20 protein-coding genes are annotated in these 15,998 nt (G+C 28.5%); 5 read left to right on the top strand and 15 right to left on the bottom strand.

The window, feature by feature from the left end; translation table 11 throughout:
• Positions 1–139 precede the first annotated feature (139 nt).
• Together ACH2BO_RS02800 and ACH2BO_RS02795 are read left to right on the top strand one after the other, a co-directional pair.
• Complete coding sequence (locus ACH2BO_RS02800) at positions 140–1,114, top strand: deoxyhypusine synthase family protein (protein WP_395043238.1); 975 nt, start codon at positions 140–142, stop codon at positions 1,112–1,114.
• Between the two features lie 8 nt (positions 1,115–1,122).
• Positions 1,123–1,539: a DNA primase gene (locus ACH2BO_RS02795; protein WP_395043237.1), complete on the top strand. Its 417-nt coding sequence runs from the start codon at positions 1,123–1,125 to the stop codon at positions 1,537–1,539.
• A gap of 108 nt (positions 1,540–1,647) precedes the next feature.
• On the opposite strand, the gene ACH2BO_RS02790 is transcribed toward ACH2BO_RS02795, so the two are convergent.
• The 5 genes from ACH2BO_RS02790 to ACH2BO_RS02770 form a co-directional block, all read right to left on the bottom strand.
• Positions 1,648–2,163 (bottom strand): DinB family protein, encoded by a 516-nt coding sequence (locus ACH2BO_RS02790; protein ID WP_395043236.1) that lies wholly within the window; start codon positions 2,161–2,163, stop codon positions 1,648–1,650.
• 25 nt (positions 2,164–2,188) lie between these two features.
• A complete protein-coding gene (locus ACH2BO_RS02785; protein ID WP_395043235.1) occupies positions 2,189–2,911 on the bottom strand; it encodes a phosphodiester glycosidase family protein in 723 nt (240 codons plus the stop codon).
• Positions 2,912–2,992: 81 nt separating this feature from the next.
• Positions 2,993–3,472: an Lrp/AsnC family transcriptional regulator gene (locus ACH2BO_RS02780; protein ID WP_395043234.1), complete on the bottom strand. Its 480-nt coding sequence runs from the start codon at positions 3,470–3,472 to the stop codon at positions 2,993–2,995.
• A gap of 66 nt (positions 3,473–3,538) precedes the next feature.
• Positions 3,539–4,678, bottom strand: coding sequence for a M14 metallopeptidase family protein (locus ACH2BO_RS02775; protein WP_395043233.1), 1,140 nt, complete (start codon positions 4,676–4,678; stop codon positions 3,539–3,541).
• A gap of 189 nt (positions 4,679–4,867) precedes the next feature.
• A complete protein-coding gene (locus ACH2BO_RS02770; RefSeq protein WP_395043232.1) occupies positions 4,868–5,422 on the bottom strand; it encodes a 1-acyl-sn-glycerol-3-phosphate acyltransferase in 555 nt (184 codons plus the stop codon).
• Positions 5,423–5,479: 57 nt separating this feature from the next.
• Between ACH2BO_RS02770 and ACH2BO_RS02765 the strand changes: the two genes are divergently transcribed.
• Both ACH2BO_RS02765 and ACH2BO_RS02760 read left to right on the top strand, forming a co-directional pair.
• Positions 5,480–6,142 carry a spermidine synthase gene (locus ACH2BO_RS02765; RefSeq protein WP_395043231.1) on the top strand — a complete coding sequence of 221 codons (663 nt, stop codon included), beginning with the start codon at positions 5,480–5,482 and terminating at the stop codon, positions 6,140–6,142.
• On the top strand, positions 6,143–6,853 hold the full coding sequence (locus ACH2BO_RS02760) for a potassium channel family protein (protein ID WP_395043230.1): 711 nt from the start codon (positions 6,143–6,145) through the stop codon (positions 6,851–6,853).
• Positions 6,854–6,928: 75 nt separating this feature from the next.
• Here the strand turns inward: ACH2BO_RS02760 and kdsB are convergent, their stop codons facing one another.
• From kdsB to ACH2BO_RS02715, 9 genes are all read right to left on the bottom strand, one after another.
• Positions 6,929–7,657: a 3-deoxy-manno-octulosonate cytidylyltransferase gene (gene kdsB / locus ACH2BO_RS02755; RefSeq protein ID WP_395043229.1), complete on the bottom strand. Its 729-nt coding sequence runs from the start codon at positions 7,655–7,657 to the stop codon at positions 6,929–6,931.
• A 30-nt stretch (positions 7,658–7,687) separates the two neighbouring features.
• Positions 7,688–8,245 (bottom strand): DUF4126 domain-containing protein, encoded by a 558-nt coding sequence (locus ACH2BO_RS02750; RefSeq protein WP_395043228.1) that lies wholly within the window; start codon positions 8,243–8,245, stop codon positions 7,688–7,690.
• Between the two features lie 22 nt (positions 8,246–8,267).
• Positions 8,268–8,690: an EamA family transporter gene (locus ACH2BO_RS02745; protein ID WP_395043227.1), complete on the bottom strand. Its 423-nt coding sequence runs from the start codon at positions 8,688–8,690 to the stop codon at positions 8,268–8,270.
• Between the two features lie 8 nt (positions 8,691–8,698).
• Positions 8,699–10,036 carry an alpha-amylase family glycosyl hydrolase gene (locus ACH2BO_RS02740; RefSeq protein ID WP_395043226.1) on the bottom strand — a complete coding sequence of 446 codons (1,338 nt, stop codon included), beginning with the start codon at positions 10,034–10,036 and terminating at the stop codon, positions 8,699–8,701.
• Positions 10,037–10,152: 116 nt separating this feature from the next.
• Positions 10,153–10,680 carry a GNAT family N-acetyltransferase gene (locus ACH2BO_RS02735; protein ID WP_395043225.1) on the bottom strand — a complete coding sequence of 176 codons (528 nt, stop codon included), beginning with the start codon at positions 10,678–10,680 and terminating at the stop codon, positions 10,153–10,155.
• A gap of 164 nt (positions 10,681–10,844) precedes the next feature.
• The gene (locus ACH2BO_RS02730; protein WP_395043224.1) at positions 10,845–11,252 is read right to left on the bottom strand and encodes a hypothetical protein; all 408 of its coding nucleotides are present in this window, start codon (positions 11,250–11,252) and stop codon (positions 10,845–10,847) included.
• Positions 11,253–11,358: 106 nt separating this feature from the next.
• Positions 11,359–11,781: a VOC family protein gene (locus ACH2BO_RS02725; RefSeq protein WP_395043223.1), complete on the bottom strand. Its 423-nt coding sequence runs from the start codon at positions 11,779–11,781 to the stop codon at positions 11,359–11,361.
• Positions 11,782–11,949: 168 nt separating this feature from the next.
• Positions 11,950–12,510, bottom strand: a complete 561-nt coding sequence (locus tag ACH2BO_RS02720) for a hypothetical protein (protein ID WP_395043222.1) — start codon at positions 12,508–12,510, stop codon at positions 11,950–11,952.
• A gap of 65 nt (positions 12,511–12,575) precedes the next feature.
• Positions 12,576–13,277 carry a DUF4386 domain-containing protein gene (locus ACH2BO_RS02715; protein WP_395043221.1) on the bottom strand — a complete coding sequence of 234 codons (702 nt, stop codon included), beginning with the start codon at positions 13,275–13,277 and terminating at the stop codon, positions 12,576–12,578.
• A 415-nt stretch (positions 13,278–13,692) separates the two neighbouring features.
• Between ACH2BO_RS02715 and ACH2BO_RS02710 the strand changes: the two genes are divergently transcribed.
• The gene (locus ACH2BO_RS02710) at positions 13,693–14,229 is read left to right on the top strand and encodes a hypothetical protein (protein ID WP_395043220.1); all 537 of its coding nucleotides are present in this window, start codon (positions 13,693–13,695) and stop codon (positions 14,227–14,229) included.
• A 112-nt stretch (positions 14,230–14,341) separates the two neighbouring features.
• Here ACH2BO_RS02710 and ACH2BO_RS02705 read toward each other — a convergent pair whose 3' ends face one another.
• Complete coding sequence (locus ACH2BO_RS02705) at positions 14,342–15,766, bottom strand: ATP-dependent RecD-like DNA helicase (RefSeq protein WP_395043219.1); 1,425 nt, start codon at positions 15,764–15,766, stop codon at positions 14,342–14,344.
• Between the last annotated feature and the right edge of the window lie 232 nt (positions 15,767–15,998).

Below are 15,998 nucleotides of genomic sequence, written 5' to 3'. Positions count from 1 at the left end.
TTTTAACATTAAAATAATATAGAAATTCTATAAAACAGTTTGAAATTTTAGAAAAATAGTTTTTCTTTGATGTCAAAACTAAAAGATTAAATTAATAACTAAATTACAGAATCTGAAATAAATTCAGATTAAAAAAAAAATGGGTAAAGGACCAATAAGTCAGTTTATTGAAAAACATTATCTTCATTTTAATGCAGCAGCACTTGTTGATGCAGCAAAAGGATATGAAGAACATTTGTTAGAAAACGGAAAAATGATGATTTCCTTAGCTGGTGCAATGAGTACAGCCGAATTAGGAAAATCTTTGGCAGAAATGATTCGTCAAGACAAAGTACATATTATTTCGTGCACAGGAGCAAATCTTGAAGAAGATATTATGAATCTTGTAGCACACAACTCGTATAAAAGAGTTCCTAATTATAGAGATTTATCGCCACAAGACGAATGGGATTTATTAGAAAATCATTACAATAGAGTTACAGACACGTGTATTCCCGAGGAAGAAGCGTTTAGAAGATTACAATCGCATTTATTTGAAATTTGGAATAATGCAGATTCTAAAGGAGAACGATATTTTCCTCATGAGTTTATGTACCAAATGATAAATTCTGGCGTTTTAAAACAATATTACGAGATTGATCCAAAAGATTCTTGGATGGTTGCAGCAGCCGAAAAGAATTTACCAATAGTAGTTCCAGGTTGGGAAGACAGTACAATGGGAAACATTTTTGCTTCTTATTGTATAAAAGGAGAATTCAAACCAACAACAATGAAAAGCGGAATTGAATATATGATGTGGTTGGCAGATTGGTATCCTAAAAACTCTACCGGAAAAGGATTAGGTTTCTTTCAAATTGGTGGTGGAATTGCTGGAGATTTTCCAATATGTGTTGTGCCAATGTTATATCAAGATATGGAAATGCATGATATTCCGTTTTGGAGTTATTTCTGTCAAATATCAGATTCTACGACCAGTTATGGTTCGTATTCTGGTGCAGTTCCAAACGAAAAAATTACTTGGGGTAAATTAGACATTCATACTCCAAAATTTATTATAGAATCAGATGCAACTATAGTTGCACCATTAATATTTGCTTATTTATTAGATTTATAAACCATTTTATGAGAAGAGTAATTGTTGATTATGCAAAACTAACTGGAGATATTTTAAACTTATTAGTTGAAAAATTTCCTGAAGGATATGATGATTCAGACATCATACGCTTTAGAAATGCCCAAAACGAATTGATTGAAGCTGTAGAAGTAAAAACAGTAGACACAATTTATTTAGTAAAGGTTAGTACTAAATTGGCAAGTCGTATGGAAAAATATGACGAAGAAGACGATATTGATTCGGTAATTGAACCAATAATTCCTGTTGCAGGTTTAGATGATGATGAAGATGCATCTGAGGATGAGGATGAGGATGAAATAGATTTATTAAAAGACAAAGGTGGCTCTGATGATGAAGATGATGAAGATGATGAAGATGATGAACCATCAGATAATTTTGATGAAGACGACGAAGGTGAAGAATAAACCGAAATACGAGGTTTGATATACGAAGTACAAAGTAAAAAATTCCAAATTTAAAAAATTAAATTTGGAATTTTTTTATGCAATATTGTAAACTTCGTACCTCGTATTTTACAAATATCTATCTTCAAATATTTTTTGATGATGATTTTGATGTCCAATAATAATAAAACCAACTGCTCTAACTGACATAGAATTATTGGAAGCAGTTCCTAATCGCAACAATTCATCCTCTGTAAAATCTTTAAAAAGTAAAAGTGTTGCTTGTCTAACCGCAGCTAATTCAGTCAATAAACTAATTAATGATCTGTTTTTTCCTTTAGCTTCATTGGCATAATCATTCTCTTCAAAACCAGGTAAAAATGTTTTATCATTTCTAGCAAAACATAAAGCTCTGTAACTGAATATTCTTTCACAATCAATTAAATGCTGAATAATATCTTTTATTGTCCATTTTCCTTCTGCATAAGCATAATCATGTTTTTCGATTGGAATATCTTGAACAAAACGTATAAATCTATGCAATGCTATTTCTAGTTCTTCAATAAGTATTTCTTCGTTTAATGTTGCAATATAGGGTTTATACCATTCGCCATATTCATTTGATTTTAATTGACTTGCATTCATAAGATACATATTTATTAATTAGATTTTATTTTTTTGTAACACCAATTATAACTCCAAAATCGCCATCAATTTGTTCCCAATTTTCTTTCGGACAATATGTTCTAGAAACAAGACCATCTAAATATAAAGCATTTTTACATCCTTTATTTTTAAAGAATTCTGCAAAATCATAAAAATTTATTTCTTTTTTAGACATCACAAAAACAATTTCATTGTTAGGAAGAATTCCAACACCATTTCTAATATTCAAATTGGTAGAGTTTTTATTAAATGCTTTATGAATTTCTCCATCAACAACCAACATTGGCCCAGATTGTGTGGCATATTTTATATTTAGATTTTTAAAATCATCCGTCTTACAAACATTTGCAACATTATTTGTTGAAATATAAAAAACTCCGTTTGGTTTTAAATAAAAATTTCCACCGGCCGAAGTTGTATCAATTTGAGTTAATAAAATTTTGTTTTGAATATATAATCCTTGTGGCGATTTATCTTTTTTATACATTCCGCCATTCATTGCAAATAAAAGTTGTTTGTTTTTTTTATTTAAATATGTTTTTAAATTTAGAATACTGCCAAAATTTTCTTGTTTATTATTCTTTAAATAAAAACAAATGTTTTCAATTTTAGGATTAACAATATAAGTAACAAAGTTTTTATCTGTATTATCTTTATAAACAAATTGATAAAATAAAGTTGAAACTAAAATAATAAAAAAAAGCGATATGTATTTAGTTTTATTCATTTGCGAAATTGAAATTTAAAGGTACAAAAAAACCTCAATCGTATTAACAAATGAGGTTTTAAATTTTTGAAAGATATTGTATTAAATCTCTTTAAATATTGTGTGCATCAAACGTTTTTTGTCGTTGATGCTTTCTTCAAGTGAAATCATAGTTTCTGTTCTATAAACACCTTCAATGTCATCTATCATAAAAATTACATCTTTGGCATGTTTAGTGTCTTTTGCACGAATTTTACAAAAAATATTGAATTTTCCAGTAGTTACATGAGCAACAGTAACAAATGGAATTTCGTTAATTCTTTCTAATACAAATTTAGTTTGTGATGTATTGTTCAAGAAAACTCCAACATAAGCAATAAAAGAATATCCAAGTTTTTCATAATCTAAGGTTAATGACGAACCCATAATGATTCCTGCATCTTCCATTTTCTTAACTCTTACGTGAACTGTTCCTGCAGAAATTAATAATTTTTTTGCGATATCTGTAAACGGAATTCTTGTGTTATCTATTAACATATCAAGAATTTGGTGATCTACTTCATCTAATCGAAACTTACTCATAATTACTAATTTATTAATTATTACTTTTTTTCATTACAAATAATTAAGAAACAAATGATAATGGAATTATTTTTTTATTCCATTAATAAATATGTTTTCGTTTCCTATTATGAAGTTAGCTTTTTGATTAATTTTCGGGCTAGATTCACTTTCATTAGAATACTTCATTTTATGAGCATTAAACTGGTAGTGGCCAAACTTTCCTTTTAAATCTCCAATTTCTACTATATAAGCATTAAATTGAATTTTTCCATCAATAAGTTCTTCTTTGTATTGAGCAGCAAAATTCGTAATTATTTCTTTATTATCATAATTTATTTTAACATTTTTATAGATAAAGTCATAAAAAACGATATTATTTTGAGGAATTTTTAAATAAAACTCATTTTTAACATTAACTATATCGTTTTCGTAATTATTCTGCAAACTTGAAATTAATGCAATAAAAATCATTTTTCGAGTATATTCTCTATAATAATCGTCTTTAAAATGTCCTGCTTCAAATAAAATTGTTGGCACATTTAATGATGTAAATTTATCTCCAATACAATTTATATTAAAACTATCATCAAAACGTGCAACCTGGTTTGGAATATGTTTTTGAAGTTCTTCATTCATGGCAACTATAACATTCATGGCTTTAGAACGAATTTCATTTACTTCTCTATTTTCGTTAAAAGATGGTGCTAAGAAGGAAACTGTGGCAACATTTCCAGTATTTCCTGCACCAAAAATGGTTCTTTGATCGTGAAGATTATAACAATAATTAGGTTTAAAATCATCAAATGTTTTACGCAATAATAAACTTTCGGGTTGTGATAAGTTTTCAGAATCGCGGTTTAAATCTACTTTATTAGCATTTTCGCGAATATATAATGTTGCACCATCTGGGTTTACCATTGGCAAAATACAAAATGTAAAATCAGAAAGTATTTTTACTGCTTCAAGTTCATCAGATTGTATAAAATTAATAAAATCAAACAATGCTTTGGTTGTAGTGCTTTCATTACCATGCATTTGAGACCAAATAAAAATTTTAGTTTTTCCGTAACCAACAATGTATTTATAAATTGGTTTTCCTAAAACTGATGTTCCAATTACCTCTAAAGGAAGTTTATTTAAGATTGGCTCAATCTCATTGAGTGTTATATATCTTCCAAAAAGGGAATTTTCTTTATATTGTTTATGTAATTCTAAATAATCCATAAATTTAATTTGATACAAATGTAAAGAACTGAATTATTTTAAAATAAAAAACCTTCAACTAAAAAATAATTGAAGGTTTAAACAAAAATATAACTAACAAAACTATATTCTAATAATGAAAAAATTTCAAACAAAAGTTAAAACTTATTCTGTTTAAAGTATTTACGAGTAAAAAATAGATTTGGTTTATTAATTTACAGAAAATCCTTTTTCTGGATTTTTTCCTTTAACATCTTTGAAATGTGGAAGAATAAGTTTCATATCTTCATTATAATTTCCAGAAACAGTTATCGGATTAGATATTCTAACTTCTTTTTTATTAAAATCAAATGCAACTGAAATTATTGGAACCTTGGCTTTGAGTGCAATATAGTAAAAACCAGTTTTTAATTCGGCAACTTTTTTTCTTGTTCCTTCTGGCGAAAGTGCTAATCTAAAAATTTCATGTTTTTCAAAAACTTCGGCTGTTGCATCTACATTATTTTTTCCACCACTTCGGTCTAATGGTGCACCGCCAACGGCTCTAAAATAATATCCAAACGGAAAAGAAAAAAGTTCTTTTTTGCCAACAAAATTTATTTCTACGTCCAAAATTCCTCTAATTAATAATGCAATTAGAAAATCTAAATTGCTGGTATGTGGAATAACAATGATAATACATTTTTTAATGTTTTTGTCAATTGTACCAATCATTTTCCAACCCATTAGTTTGAAAAAAATAAAATTATAAAGTCGTTTCTTCATCTAGAAAATTTTGTGTAAATTTAGCATATTATCTAACAAAATATTGTAAATAAATATATGTTTGCCAAATTCTTTAGTTATTTTATTCCGATAAATGTTATTACGAAAAATTCTTCTGTAAGTAAATCATTAGAGGTTACTTGGAATAATGGCGAATTGGTTTTAGATTCTAAAAACACCAATTATTCTTATGGAAGTTTGCAAAGAATATTGAGGAAAGGATTGAAATACATTGGTTTTGAACGCATTAAAGAATTTGAAAACATTCTTGTTCTTGGTGTTGCTGGTGCAAGTGTAATAAAAACTTTGGTTGATGAAATAAAGTTTAAAGGCAAAATTACTGGTGTAGAAATCGATTCGAATATCATTGAAATTGCAAATAAATATTTTAAAATTAACGAAATAAAAAACCTAGAAATTATTATTGATGATGCATTTGAGTATGTTTTAAAAACCAAAACCAAGTATGATTTAATAATTATTGATATTTTTCAAGACACCAAAATGCCCAATTTTTTATTTGAAGATTATTTTATAAATAGAATAAATTTTATTTTAAATAAAAATGGATTTATTCTTTTTAACACAATGATAATCAACGAGAAAGATAGGATAAGAAATTTAGATTATAAAAAGAAATTTGATGACAATTATTCGCTAAGAATGTATCCAAAAGTTGAAGAACATAACGAATTATTTACCATAAAAAAGTTAATATAAATGATAAATTTTATAAAAAAACTATTGGTTGGCAAAATTACCAAAAAGGATAAGCCAAGATTTAATCCTATACAAAAAAGGATTTTAAATATTAGATCTATTTGGAACAATGACCATCAAGATGATAATGGAATAGAAAAAGTTTTTAGGTTATTTCTTTCTGTTTCTCAACTTTTTTTTCCTGGAATTTACATTAAATACTTTTCTGGTAAAAAAGGTTTTGAATATCAAGATTTGTCAATGGATGCTTTTGTTTTAGCCAAAGTTGTATTTCCTGTTTTAATATTAAAATATCATTGGTATAACAATGATGTAGTTGTTTGGGTTATGATTTATTTATTATTGGAAACAGTTTTATATATTCCAACATTAATTTTTGCCTCAGATATGTTGTCAAGACCAAGATCATACAAGCGTTCTATGCTACTTTTATTTTTTAATTATTTAGAAATTGTAGTAGCATTTGGCGTTTTATATTCTTGTGGAAACAACATGAATAAACCATTTAGCCATTGGTTTGATTCAATTTATTTTAGTATAATAACTTCTAATTCTGTTGGTTATGGCGATTTTTATCCTGTTACAACTTTTGCAAAAGTATTAGTAAGTATTCAAGCAATGTTTTTCTTATCGTTTGTGGTTTTATTTTTAAATTTCTTTTCGGCTAAGGTAAAAAGTAAAGGATATTTTGATAGTGAAAGTGAAATGTGAGATATAGGTACGAGGTTGGATTTATGAAGTACGAGGTTGGATTTATGAAGTGTTAAGTAGTAAGTTTGAAGAAAATTATTTTATTAACAAACGCGCTTTTTCTAAATCTTCAACAGTATCAATGCCAATTCCAACATGAGTTGTTTCTACCATTTTTATTCGTTTTCCGAATTCTAAATAACGAAGTTGTTCTAGTTTTTCGGATGCTTCTAATGATTTCATTGGAAGTGAATAGAAATCTAAAAGTGCTTGCTTTCGAAAAGCATAAATTCCGATGTGTTGAAAATAGTGAACTCCAACATTTTTTTCTCTTGGATACGGAATTACGGAACGTGAAAAATATAATGCAAAATTATTTTGATCCACAACAACCTTTACATTATTAGGATTATTGATTTCTTCTTCGTTGGTAATTTCTTTCATTAAAGACGCTAAATCTACTTTTTTATCAACATCATTAATAAAAATTTCAATTACTTTTTCTAATGGTTCTTTGTTTATAAATGGTTCGTCGCCTTGAACATTTACAACAATATCAACATCAAGATTTGCTACAGCTTCGGCAATTCTGTCACTTCCAGATTCGTGTTCTTTTATAGACATTATTGCTTTACCACCATTAGAAATTATTTCTTCATAAATTAATTTAGAATCAGTTACTACAAAAACATCATCAAAAAGATTAGTTTGTTTTGCAGCTTCATAAGTTCGAAGAATTACAGTTTTTCCTCCTAAATCTTGCATCAATTTGGCAGGAAAACGAGTTGAAGCATAACGTGCTGGAATTACGGCGATTATTTTCATAAAAGTTTAAATGTTTAAGAGTTTATGAAACTAATTTTTAATTTTTTTATACATCCAATAAATAAGTCCAAAGATAATAACAACAACGATTAATGCAACTATTGGAAGAAAAATTGCTAATGAACTCAATGTTATTGCGGTTCCAGTTTCAGCAGTAGAAACGACAGGATTTCCTAAACCTGCAGTTTTTACTGTTGATGCCAATCGTGTTGTAGTCGTTAATCCTTGCATTGCTGATGCTGATCCACTTCCTGCAATTATAGCGAGAATTGTAGTCATTGTTGGAGAAATATCTACTAGTGTTGATGACATAATAACAAATCCTGCAATTGCTGCCAATGGAGTTGCAATTGTATCTAATAAATTATCGATAAACGGAATATAATATCCAAAAATTTCGAACATCATTGCAGCACCAAAACTAATTATTGCTGGCAAACCACCAAGCCAAGCCCAACTTTCATTTAATGGAATTATATTAAAATAAGATGCTAAACTCAACGCAAAAACTGGAAGGAAAACTCTAAATCCAGAGGCAGATGCTAGTCCAATTCCGAGGCAAATTGATAGTATTGTTTCTATATTCATATAAAATGTATTTTTAAAATGATTACTTTAATGTCAAAATTAATAAACCTAATATTATAAAAACTCCTCCAACTAAAATTTTCCAGGTAAATTGTTCGTTTAAAATTACAAAAGAAAGTAATAATGTTATAATTATACTTGCCTTATCAATTAATGCAACTTGCGAAACATTACCGATTTTTATGGCTTTGTAATAAAATATCCAAGAAAGTGATGTTGTTATTCCAGAAATTGAAAGAAAAATTATATCAGCTTTTGTTAAATTTTTAAAATCTTTAACCGATTGAAAAGCAATTACATTAATCCAAACTATAATAAAGACAACAACCGTTCTTACTGCCAAACCAGTATCTGAGCTAACATTTTTTAAACCCATTTTAGCAATTACAGAAGTTAATCCTGCAAAAAACATTGAAATTAAAGAATATAAAACCCAGTTTTTCATTGGTGATTTTATTTTTTAAGTATTAAATATTGAAATCCAGTTAAAGATAAACTATTAGATAAAGTTACTGCTTCGTTAGTTATTGCATTTGTCCAATTTCCTTGAATAGTTGTTTCGATTGAAACAATTTGTGATGAAGAACGAGCATTAGAAATTACCAAAACCTGTTGCGAAGTAGTACTCTTTTTGAAAATTGCAACATTAGAATTTGAATAAGTTGTTAAACTTCCATTTCGTGCAGCAGTTGATGAATTGTAGAATGTTAACATGTTTTTATATGCAGTTAACATATCGCCATTGAGATTCCAATTAATTGTATTTGTACCATTATAAGTTGTATTACTACTTACTCCTACTTCTTGACCACAATATAATAAAGGAACACCTTGCAAAAAAATTGAAATTACCGATGCAGACAATGCACCATTATTTCCGCCATAAACAGAAATTGGTGTTGCATTAAACGATTCGTCGTGGTTGGTTGTAAAACGTAATTTTTCTTTTCCGGCTGGAACAGAATTGTATTCGTTAGTATTTGTCGAAAATATTGATGCTACACTTGATTGACTTGCTCCAAATACATTTTTTTCTGTATTTAAATAATCCCAAGCAAAATTCATTTGAAATCCAGCAGTAAAATGGTCGGCACGGTTTCCTTCGGCTAATAAAATTAAATTTTTATTTGGAATTGCATTTAAAGCTGTATTTGCTTGGAGCCAAAAGTCATAAGGAACAAAGTCGGCTGCATCACAACGATAACCATCAATATTGGCTTCGGTTACCCAATATTTCATGGCTTCAATCATTGCCAATCGCATATCAACATTACTAAAATTCAAATCGGCAACATCGTTCCAACCTGTTCCTGATGGATGAATAATAGCTCCGTTTGTATCGTGAGTATACCAACTCGGATTAGTTGTAATCCATGAATTATCCCAAGAAGTATGATTGGCAACCCAATCAAACAATACTGCAATTCCTTTACTGTGCGCAGTGGTTACAAGAGTTTTTAAATCGGTCATTGTGCCATAGTTGGAACTGATTTTTTTATAATCTTTCACACAATAAAAAGAGCCAAACGAATTTACAACACCAACTTCATAAATTGGCATTATCCAAATGGTATTAATTCCCAATGCTTTTATATCATCTAATCTATTGGTAATTCCTTGAAAATTTTTGGAAGAACTGAATGATTTTGGATTAATTTCATACATTACAATATCTTTGGTTGCAACTGGTTGAAAATTATCTGTAATTATTGGAGCTGTAGTTTCATCGTTTTTACTACAGCTTTGCAAAATGATTAGCAAAATGAAAAATAGAATTTTTATTGGTTTCATTGAAGTTTTAATTTATCAAATATACCAAAAACGTTGAAAGTAAAATAGAATACTTTTTTTCTAGTCCACTAATTATAAAAATGTCAATAAATTTAATAAAGATTTAGCTTCATTTATTATTTGCTTTTCAAATTCAGTTTCATCATTATATCAGTTTGCTCATCATTGCCCAATTTGAAAATGTGTTTGTTAAACTCAACGAAACCGTTTTTCTTATAAAAGTTGATTGCTCTTGGATTTTCTTCCCATACTCCTAACCAAACATATTCGACATTCTTTTGTATAGCAATTTCAATTGATTTGTCATACAAAATTTGTCCAACTTTTTTTCCATGAAATTCTTGAAGTACATAAATTCTTTCAATTTCAAGTGCCTTATCGTCTTTAAGTTCTGTTTGTGATGCTCCAAAATTTAATTTTAAATAGCCAATTATGTTATTCTCAAAAGAAGCAAAATAAAATTCTGCATTTTTGTCACTCAACTCCAATTTTAGTTTTTCATCAGAAAATCCATCTTTTAAATATTGGTTCATATTTTCATCAGAATTTGAATCATAAAAAGTTTCATAAAAAGTTTGTCTTCCAATTTTTTGCAATTGATTAATGTCTTTTTCTGTTACTTTATTAATTTTAATATTTTCCATTTTTTAAGCTAACAATTGCATGTGTTGTGATTCGTTTCAGTTACTAAAATTATTTTGCAAAAGTTACTATTCTATTAAGTTGTTGCGTGTTTTAAAGACTTTAGAAAATGTATAGAAAATTTTGAATGAAAATTTTTTCTAGTTTCTAATTCACAATATAGAATTTAGAATTTCTTTTTAGTTAAATAATTACGTTGTATATAAAAAGTTTTTTCTTGGCATTTCAAAACTTCATAATTATCCTCAAAAGTAAAGTATAATTCATCAAATAGAAGCTTGTGGTTATTTGTGTATTTTAGTTTTAAAGTGTCATTTGAGATTTCATATTTTCCTGAATAATAACTTGAATTAACAATTCCAAAAACATTTGAATAAATTCTAAATGTTTTATTTTTTCTTAAAAATAATTTATCTTCTCCCATTTTCCAACCTGAAGTTGCAATAATTTCTTTTTGAGAAAATCTGTTAAAAAAATCTTTTCTACGTACAATTCTATCATTTTTATCCATAGAACCACAAGAAATAATTGTAAAAAAGAATATTAAAACAATCAAGAGTTTTGAGAATTTCATTTTCTGAATATTTTATAAACTTCTAAAAAACAAATACCAAGTCAAGTAATCTCCTATAACTTGATTTTAATGATAATTCATTTTTGTAATTCACTTTTATACTTTATTATTTTGAATCAAAATCTACCATCCATTCAATTCCAAATTTATCTCGAAACATTCCAAAGTAAGAATCCCAAGGACTATCTTGAATTGGCATTTCAATAGTTCCGCCAGTAGAAAGTCCATTGAATAATTTATCGGCTTCTTCTCGACTTTCGGCACTAATTGATATTTTAGATCTGTTTTCGTTTTCGTTGGTTCGTCCCATAATTTCTGGAACGTCATTTGCCATTAAAATATTTTTACCGATTGGCAAAGCAATATGCATTATTTTATTTGCTTCTTTTTCTGAAATTGGAAATTCAGAACTTGATAGATCTTTGAAACGCATAATTTTAGAGAACTCTCCTCCAAAAACTGATTTATAAAAATTGAATGCTTCTTCGGCATTTCCGTTGAAGTTTAAATGTGGGTTTATTATTGCCATGGTTTTATAATTTATTTGTTTAGCTAAATTATAAAAAAATCCGCAAAGTTTTAATATGATTGCGGAGCAGAATTAATTAAATCCAATTTGTTATGTGTTCAAAATTAATTTATTTGTGTACATAGATTGCAAATCCGCACTTTCTGGACTGAGATTAAGATAATTAAATTAAAAAGTAAACTTTCTATACTCTGTGAATTTAGCTTCCATAGGAACGTGGTCAAGCCATCTTCTACTTTTTATCTCTCCATTCTCTTTATAAATTTCAGATAAACCAATTGTAGGTGTTGAACTACCAATTACGGTACCAGTAAAACTTCTATCAACATGTCTTAACTCAATTGCCGACAAAAAGTTTTGTAATCCACCAATTGCATAAAAGAAAATATTACTGTGATACAATGCACTGTTTGGTCGACTTGAATCAATAAAACCATATTCAAAAGGAAGCAAATTAAGAGTCGAAGAATATAAATCTTCGGCTTTCAGTAAACCGCAAGAAGCACTATGGCGTTTATTATTGGTTAAGTCGTGAATACCTTGTGCAGTAATGTCAGGATAAAATCTTGTACCGTTCTTATTTAAAAATGAAATCTTGAAATCATTAACATATCCTATTCCTATCGCTATGTATGAAATCTCTATATTTTCAGATTGGTTTTTATTTCTAATGTTAGCTTCTGCTAGAAGAAATTGCTCTATTGTAATTTCGGGTAGTATTGGATTCATGAGATTTATATTTATTTTATGTTCAAATATAGCGCTATTAGTTTGTTTTTATTATCATAGATGCGCTATCTGGTTCGTAATCCCTTAAATAAAAGCCAAATGCTAAGTGCTAAATCGAAGATAACCATCGGCATATCAAACCACCACAGGTTAACTATCTGGTCGAAGTGCGGAAAAATGATAAAAATAAAAGTACATCCTACACAAAATGCAGATGAAATTATACCATAAACAGCAATTGCTTTGGGAATATAATCAGACTTTAGCCAAAGGTAGCTATAAAGTGTAGATGCCAATCCTGTAAAAAGCAGACCAACATAATAGTAGTCTATGCCTTTGGCAAGATAGAAGCTTCCTAAAGCTTGCAAGTGTTTCGCCTCAAATATTTCAAGGTAAGTGCCACCAATTATTAATCGTAATGCGTCAACGCGATTGAGCGTCATAAGAAGCCACATTAATACCCAAACGAGTCTCCAGAATGTTCCAAGCAATGCTAGTCCTTTATTTATTGGCTTTAGAATTACATATAGTGCTGTAAAAAGAACCATAAGACCTGTGCAATAAATAAGATTGCCAATGATGCCAATTCGAAAGAGTTGTTCGTTTGCCAATATATTTAGAGCAGTTTCAGTTGCATTGTTTTCGACGATCAAAGGGTCAATGATACCAAAATTAACGAAGGCCACAATTGCAAAAGTGATTAGAAAAGCATATCCTGCAACTGTTGCTGCTTTGTGTTGTGACTTATTAATTGTGCTGATTGTCATTTCTAGTTTTTTTAATTTTTAGACAGCATTAAGCTTTTTCAAGTTTCTGCCAACGTTCTCAAGTTTTACGACTATGGCATATATTAAACACTGGTAATCAAATATACCTAAAACTTTGAAAAAAAAAACGTGAAAAATAAAAAAAAGATAATCACTTGTGCTACCAAATAAATCCCGAGTTTACTCATAAGCTTATAACTTGTGTTGGCGAATGTATTATGAAAAATTATTTTTTATTTTTTTTAAAATAATATTTTCTAAGGATATTATTTTACTTGGGTGAAATACATTTTTTTTAAGTAACGTTTACACTTTAACAATTTTTCAGGTAATTAAACGATTTTATTTTTATTACTAGTTTCAAATTTGAATACTTTGTGCAAGAAAATTTAAAACCCCTTAAAATCTTAGAATCATGAAAAAACATTTATTATTTTTAGCATTAATTATTTTGACAGTAAGTTGTACCGAAGATAATGCTTTACAAAGTAACTCAACAAATTCAATTGCAAGATATTCTTGTGCACAAGAGGTTATTAATATTAATGCTGGACAAAATTACCTTTCTGGAAATGTAACTATTGGAAACAATTCTGATTTCTTATATGTTGATTATAATGCAAATGAAAATTGGCATTTTACAGAACTTCATTTGTATGTTGGACCTTTAAGTGGAGTTCCACAAAAAAATGGAAATCCAATACCAGGTCAATTTCCATACAAAGTTACTTTTAACCAATTAACTTCTAATTATACATTTGAAATTCCAATGGCTAATGTTCAAAAAGACGCAAATGGATGTTTTGTAGTTGCTGCTCATTCTAGTATGAGAAAAACAAACGAAAATGGTTCAATTATACAAACAGAAACTGGTTGGGCAGGATATGATGACTTTTCAGGTAACAATTGGGCAAGATATTTTAATTATTGTACTTGTACTGTAATTAAATAAAAACCCTTTATAATTTCAAAAAAAACAGTTACATAATTTTATGTGACTGTTTTTTTTATTTAAAATTGCTTTACATTCTTGAATCTGTGAAAGAAGTTATTTTTAATTATTTCTACTCCTCAAAACATTCATCCTTAAACCCAATCAAATACAATTTATCTTTAGCTCTTGTAATTGCTGTATATAACCAACGAATGTAATCTCTATCGATACCTTCTGGTAAATATGGTTGTTCTATAAAAACGGTGTTCCATTGTCCGCCTTGACTTTTGTGACAAGTTATAGCATAAGAGAATTTAACTTGCAAAGCATTGAAGAATTCGTTTTCTTTTACTTTTTGAAACTTGGCGTATTTGGTGGTTAAATGTTCGTAATCTTGCATTACTTCTTCATACAATTTGTTGGATTGTTCATAAGTTAATGATGGTGATTCGCTTTTAATTGTGTCTAAAATTAAAACGGTTTCAAACGGAATTTGATTAGGATAATCAACCATTCGTATTTTTACTTTTGCAAAATTAAATCCATACAATTCTTTGAAACTATAAATTTCTAGAACTTCGATAATATCACCATTTGCAATAAAACCAGCTTCGTCTTTTTCTTTTAGCCAAAAATAATTGTTCTTGACAACCATTAAATAATCGCCTGTAGACAAATCACTTTCTTTATCGAGAATTTTGGTTCTAATTTGTTCGTTGTATTGATTGGCTCTTTTGTTGGAACGGACAATAAATGCTGTATCTTCAATAGAATAATTACTGTATGCTTGGTTTATTGCATCTTGAATGTCGTAACCATCAGTCAAGCGAATGATGTCTTTAAAACCTTTTAATTTGAACTTGAATTTTGTGATGAATGTATCCTTTAGCAATTCACGTAAATTGGTTGCATTGTATAAAATTCCAGAGTTTAATTCTTGACGCATCACTTCGTCGAGTTCTATCCAATCTACTTTTTTATCATAATTTAATTCTAATGTATCGGTGTTTAATGCTGGAGAAATATCTAAATTAATTGGAGGTAATTGTGCTGTATCGCCAAGCAGAATCATTTTGCAATTTTCGCCACTATATATATAGGATATTAAATCGTCGAGCAAACTTCCGTTTTCATACATTTTACTTTCGGCTGCAACATCAGAAATCATAGATGCTTCATCAACAATGAAAATTGTGTTTTTATGTTTATTTTGTTGCATGGTAAAAGCAACTCCGCCACCACTTGATTTCTTTGGAAAATAGATTTTCTTGTGAATTGTAAATGCTGGTTTGTTAGAATAATTGGCAATGACTTTAGCAGCTCGACCTGTTGGTGCAAGCAAAATGTATTTTTTATTAATTTCAACAAGATTGTTTACAATGGTTGATATTACTGTAGTTTTTCCTGTTCCTGCATATCCTTTTAAAACAAAAATTGCATCGTTATTAGTGTTTGTAATAAAAACTGCAATTTTTTGAAAGAACGAATCTTGCTTAATCGTTGGACTAAATGGAAAATTATTGGATAAAATGGAATAGAAGTTTTTGGTTGCCACAGGTTTTTATTTAACCGCAAAGTACAGAAATATGTTTAGAAATTTGAATGTTTAGGAGTTTAGTTTATTAACATTTTTTGGAACACAGATTTAAGAAATTGGAATAATTTGCGCAGATTTTTTTACTTGCTTCTAAAAGCTCTACAATTTAAAATAATACAAGGAACACAGATTTAAGAAATTGGAATAATTTGCGCAGATTTTTTTACTTGCTTCTGAAAGCTCAATAATT

This window comes from Flavobacterium sp. (assembly GCF_043773265.1).
In the GTDB taxonomy this organism is placed as follows: Bacteria; Bacteroidota; Bacteroidia; order Flavobacteriales; family Flavobacteriaceae; genus Flavobacterium.
Note: the sequence above shows the minus strand (reverse complement) of the source record. Positions and strands in the feature narration are given on the sequence as shown.

Coding starts and splice junctions, on each gene's coding strand:
- ACH2BO_RS02800 (WP_395043238.1), top strand. CDS start 140: ATGGGTAAAGGACCAATAAGTCAGTTTATTGAAAAACATTATCTTCAT.
- ACH2BO_RS02715 (WP_395043221.1), bottom strand. CDS start 13,277: ATGACAATCAGCACAATTAATAAGTCACAACACAAAGCAGCAACAGTT.
- ACH2BO_RS02735 (WP_395043225.1), bottom strand. CDS start 10,680: ATGGAAAATATTAAAATTAATAAAGTAACAGAAAAAGACATTAATCAA.
- ACH2BO_RS02760 (WP_395043230.1), top strand. CDS start 6,143: ATGATAAATTTTATAAAAAAACTATTGGTTGGCAAAATTACCAAAAAG.
- ACH2BO_RS02785 (WP_395043235.1), bottom strand. CDS start 2,911: ATGAATAAAACTAAATACATATCGCTTTTTTTTATTATTTTAGTTTCA.
- kdsB (WP_395043229.1), bottom strand. CDS start 7,657: ATGAAAATAATCGCCGTAATTCCAGCACGTTATGCTTCAACTCGTTTT.
- ACH2BO_RS02750 (WP_395043228.1), bottom strand. CDS start 8,245: ATGAATATAGAAACAATACTATCAATTTGCCTCGGAATTGGACTAGCA.
- ACH2BO_RS02745 (WP_395043227.1), bottom strand. CDS start 8,690: ATGAAAAACTGGGTTTTATATTCTTTAATTTCAATGTTTTTTGCAGGA.
- ACH2BO_RS02770 (WP_395043232.1), bottom strand. CDS start 5,422: ATGAAGAAACGACTTTATAATTTTATTTTTTTCAAACTAATGGGTTGG.
- ACH2BO_RS02790 (WP_395043236.1), bottom strand. CDS start 2,163: ATGAATGCAAGTCAATTAAAATCAAATGAATATGGCGAATGGTATAAA.
- ACH2BO_RS02710 (WP_395043220.1), top strand. CDS start 13,693: ATGAAAAAACATTTATTATTTTTAGCATTAATTATTTTGACAGTAAGT.
- ACH2BO_RS02720 (WP_395043222.1), bottom strand. CDS start 12,510: ATGAATCCAATACTACCCGAAATTACAATAGAGCAATTTCTTCTAGCA.
- ACH2BO_RS02730 (WP_395043224.1), bottom strand. CDS start 11,252: ATGAAATTCTCAAAACTCTTGATTGTTTTAATATTCTTTTTTACAATT.
- ACH2BO_RS02780 (WP_395043234.1), bottom strand. CDS start 3,472: ATGAGTAAGTTTCGATTAGATGAAGTAGATCACCAAATTCTTGATATG.
- ACH2BO_RS02775 (WP_395043233.1), bottom strand. CDS start 4,678: ATGGATTATTTAGAATTACATAAACAATATAAAGAAAATTCCCTTTTT.
- ACH2BO_RS02765 (WP_395043231.1), top strand. CDS start 5,480: ATGTTTGCCAAATTCTTTAGTTATTTTATTCCGATAAATGTTATTACG.
- ACH2BO_RS02740 (WP_395043226.1), bottom strand. CDS start 10,036: ATGAAACCAATAAAAATTCTATTTTTCATTTTGCTAATCATTTTGCAA.
- ACH2BO_RS02795 (WP_395043237.1), top strand. CDS start 1,123: ATGAGAAGAGTAATTGTTGATTATGCAAAACTAACTGGAGATATTTTA.
- ACH2BO_RS02725 (WP_395043223.1), bottom strand. CDS start 11,781: ATGGCAATAATAAACCCACATTTAAACTTCAACGGAAATGCCGAAGAA.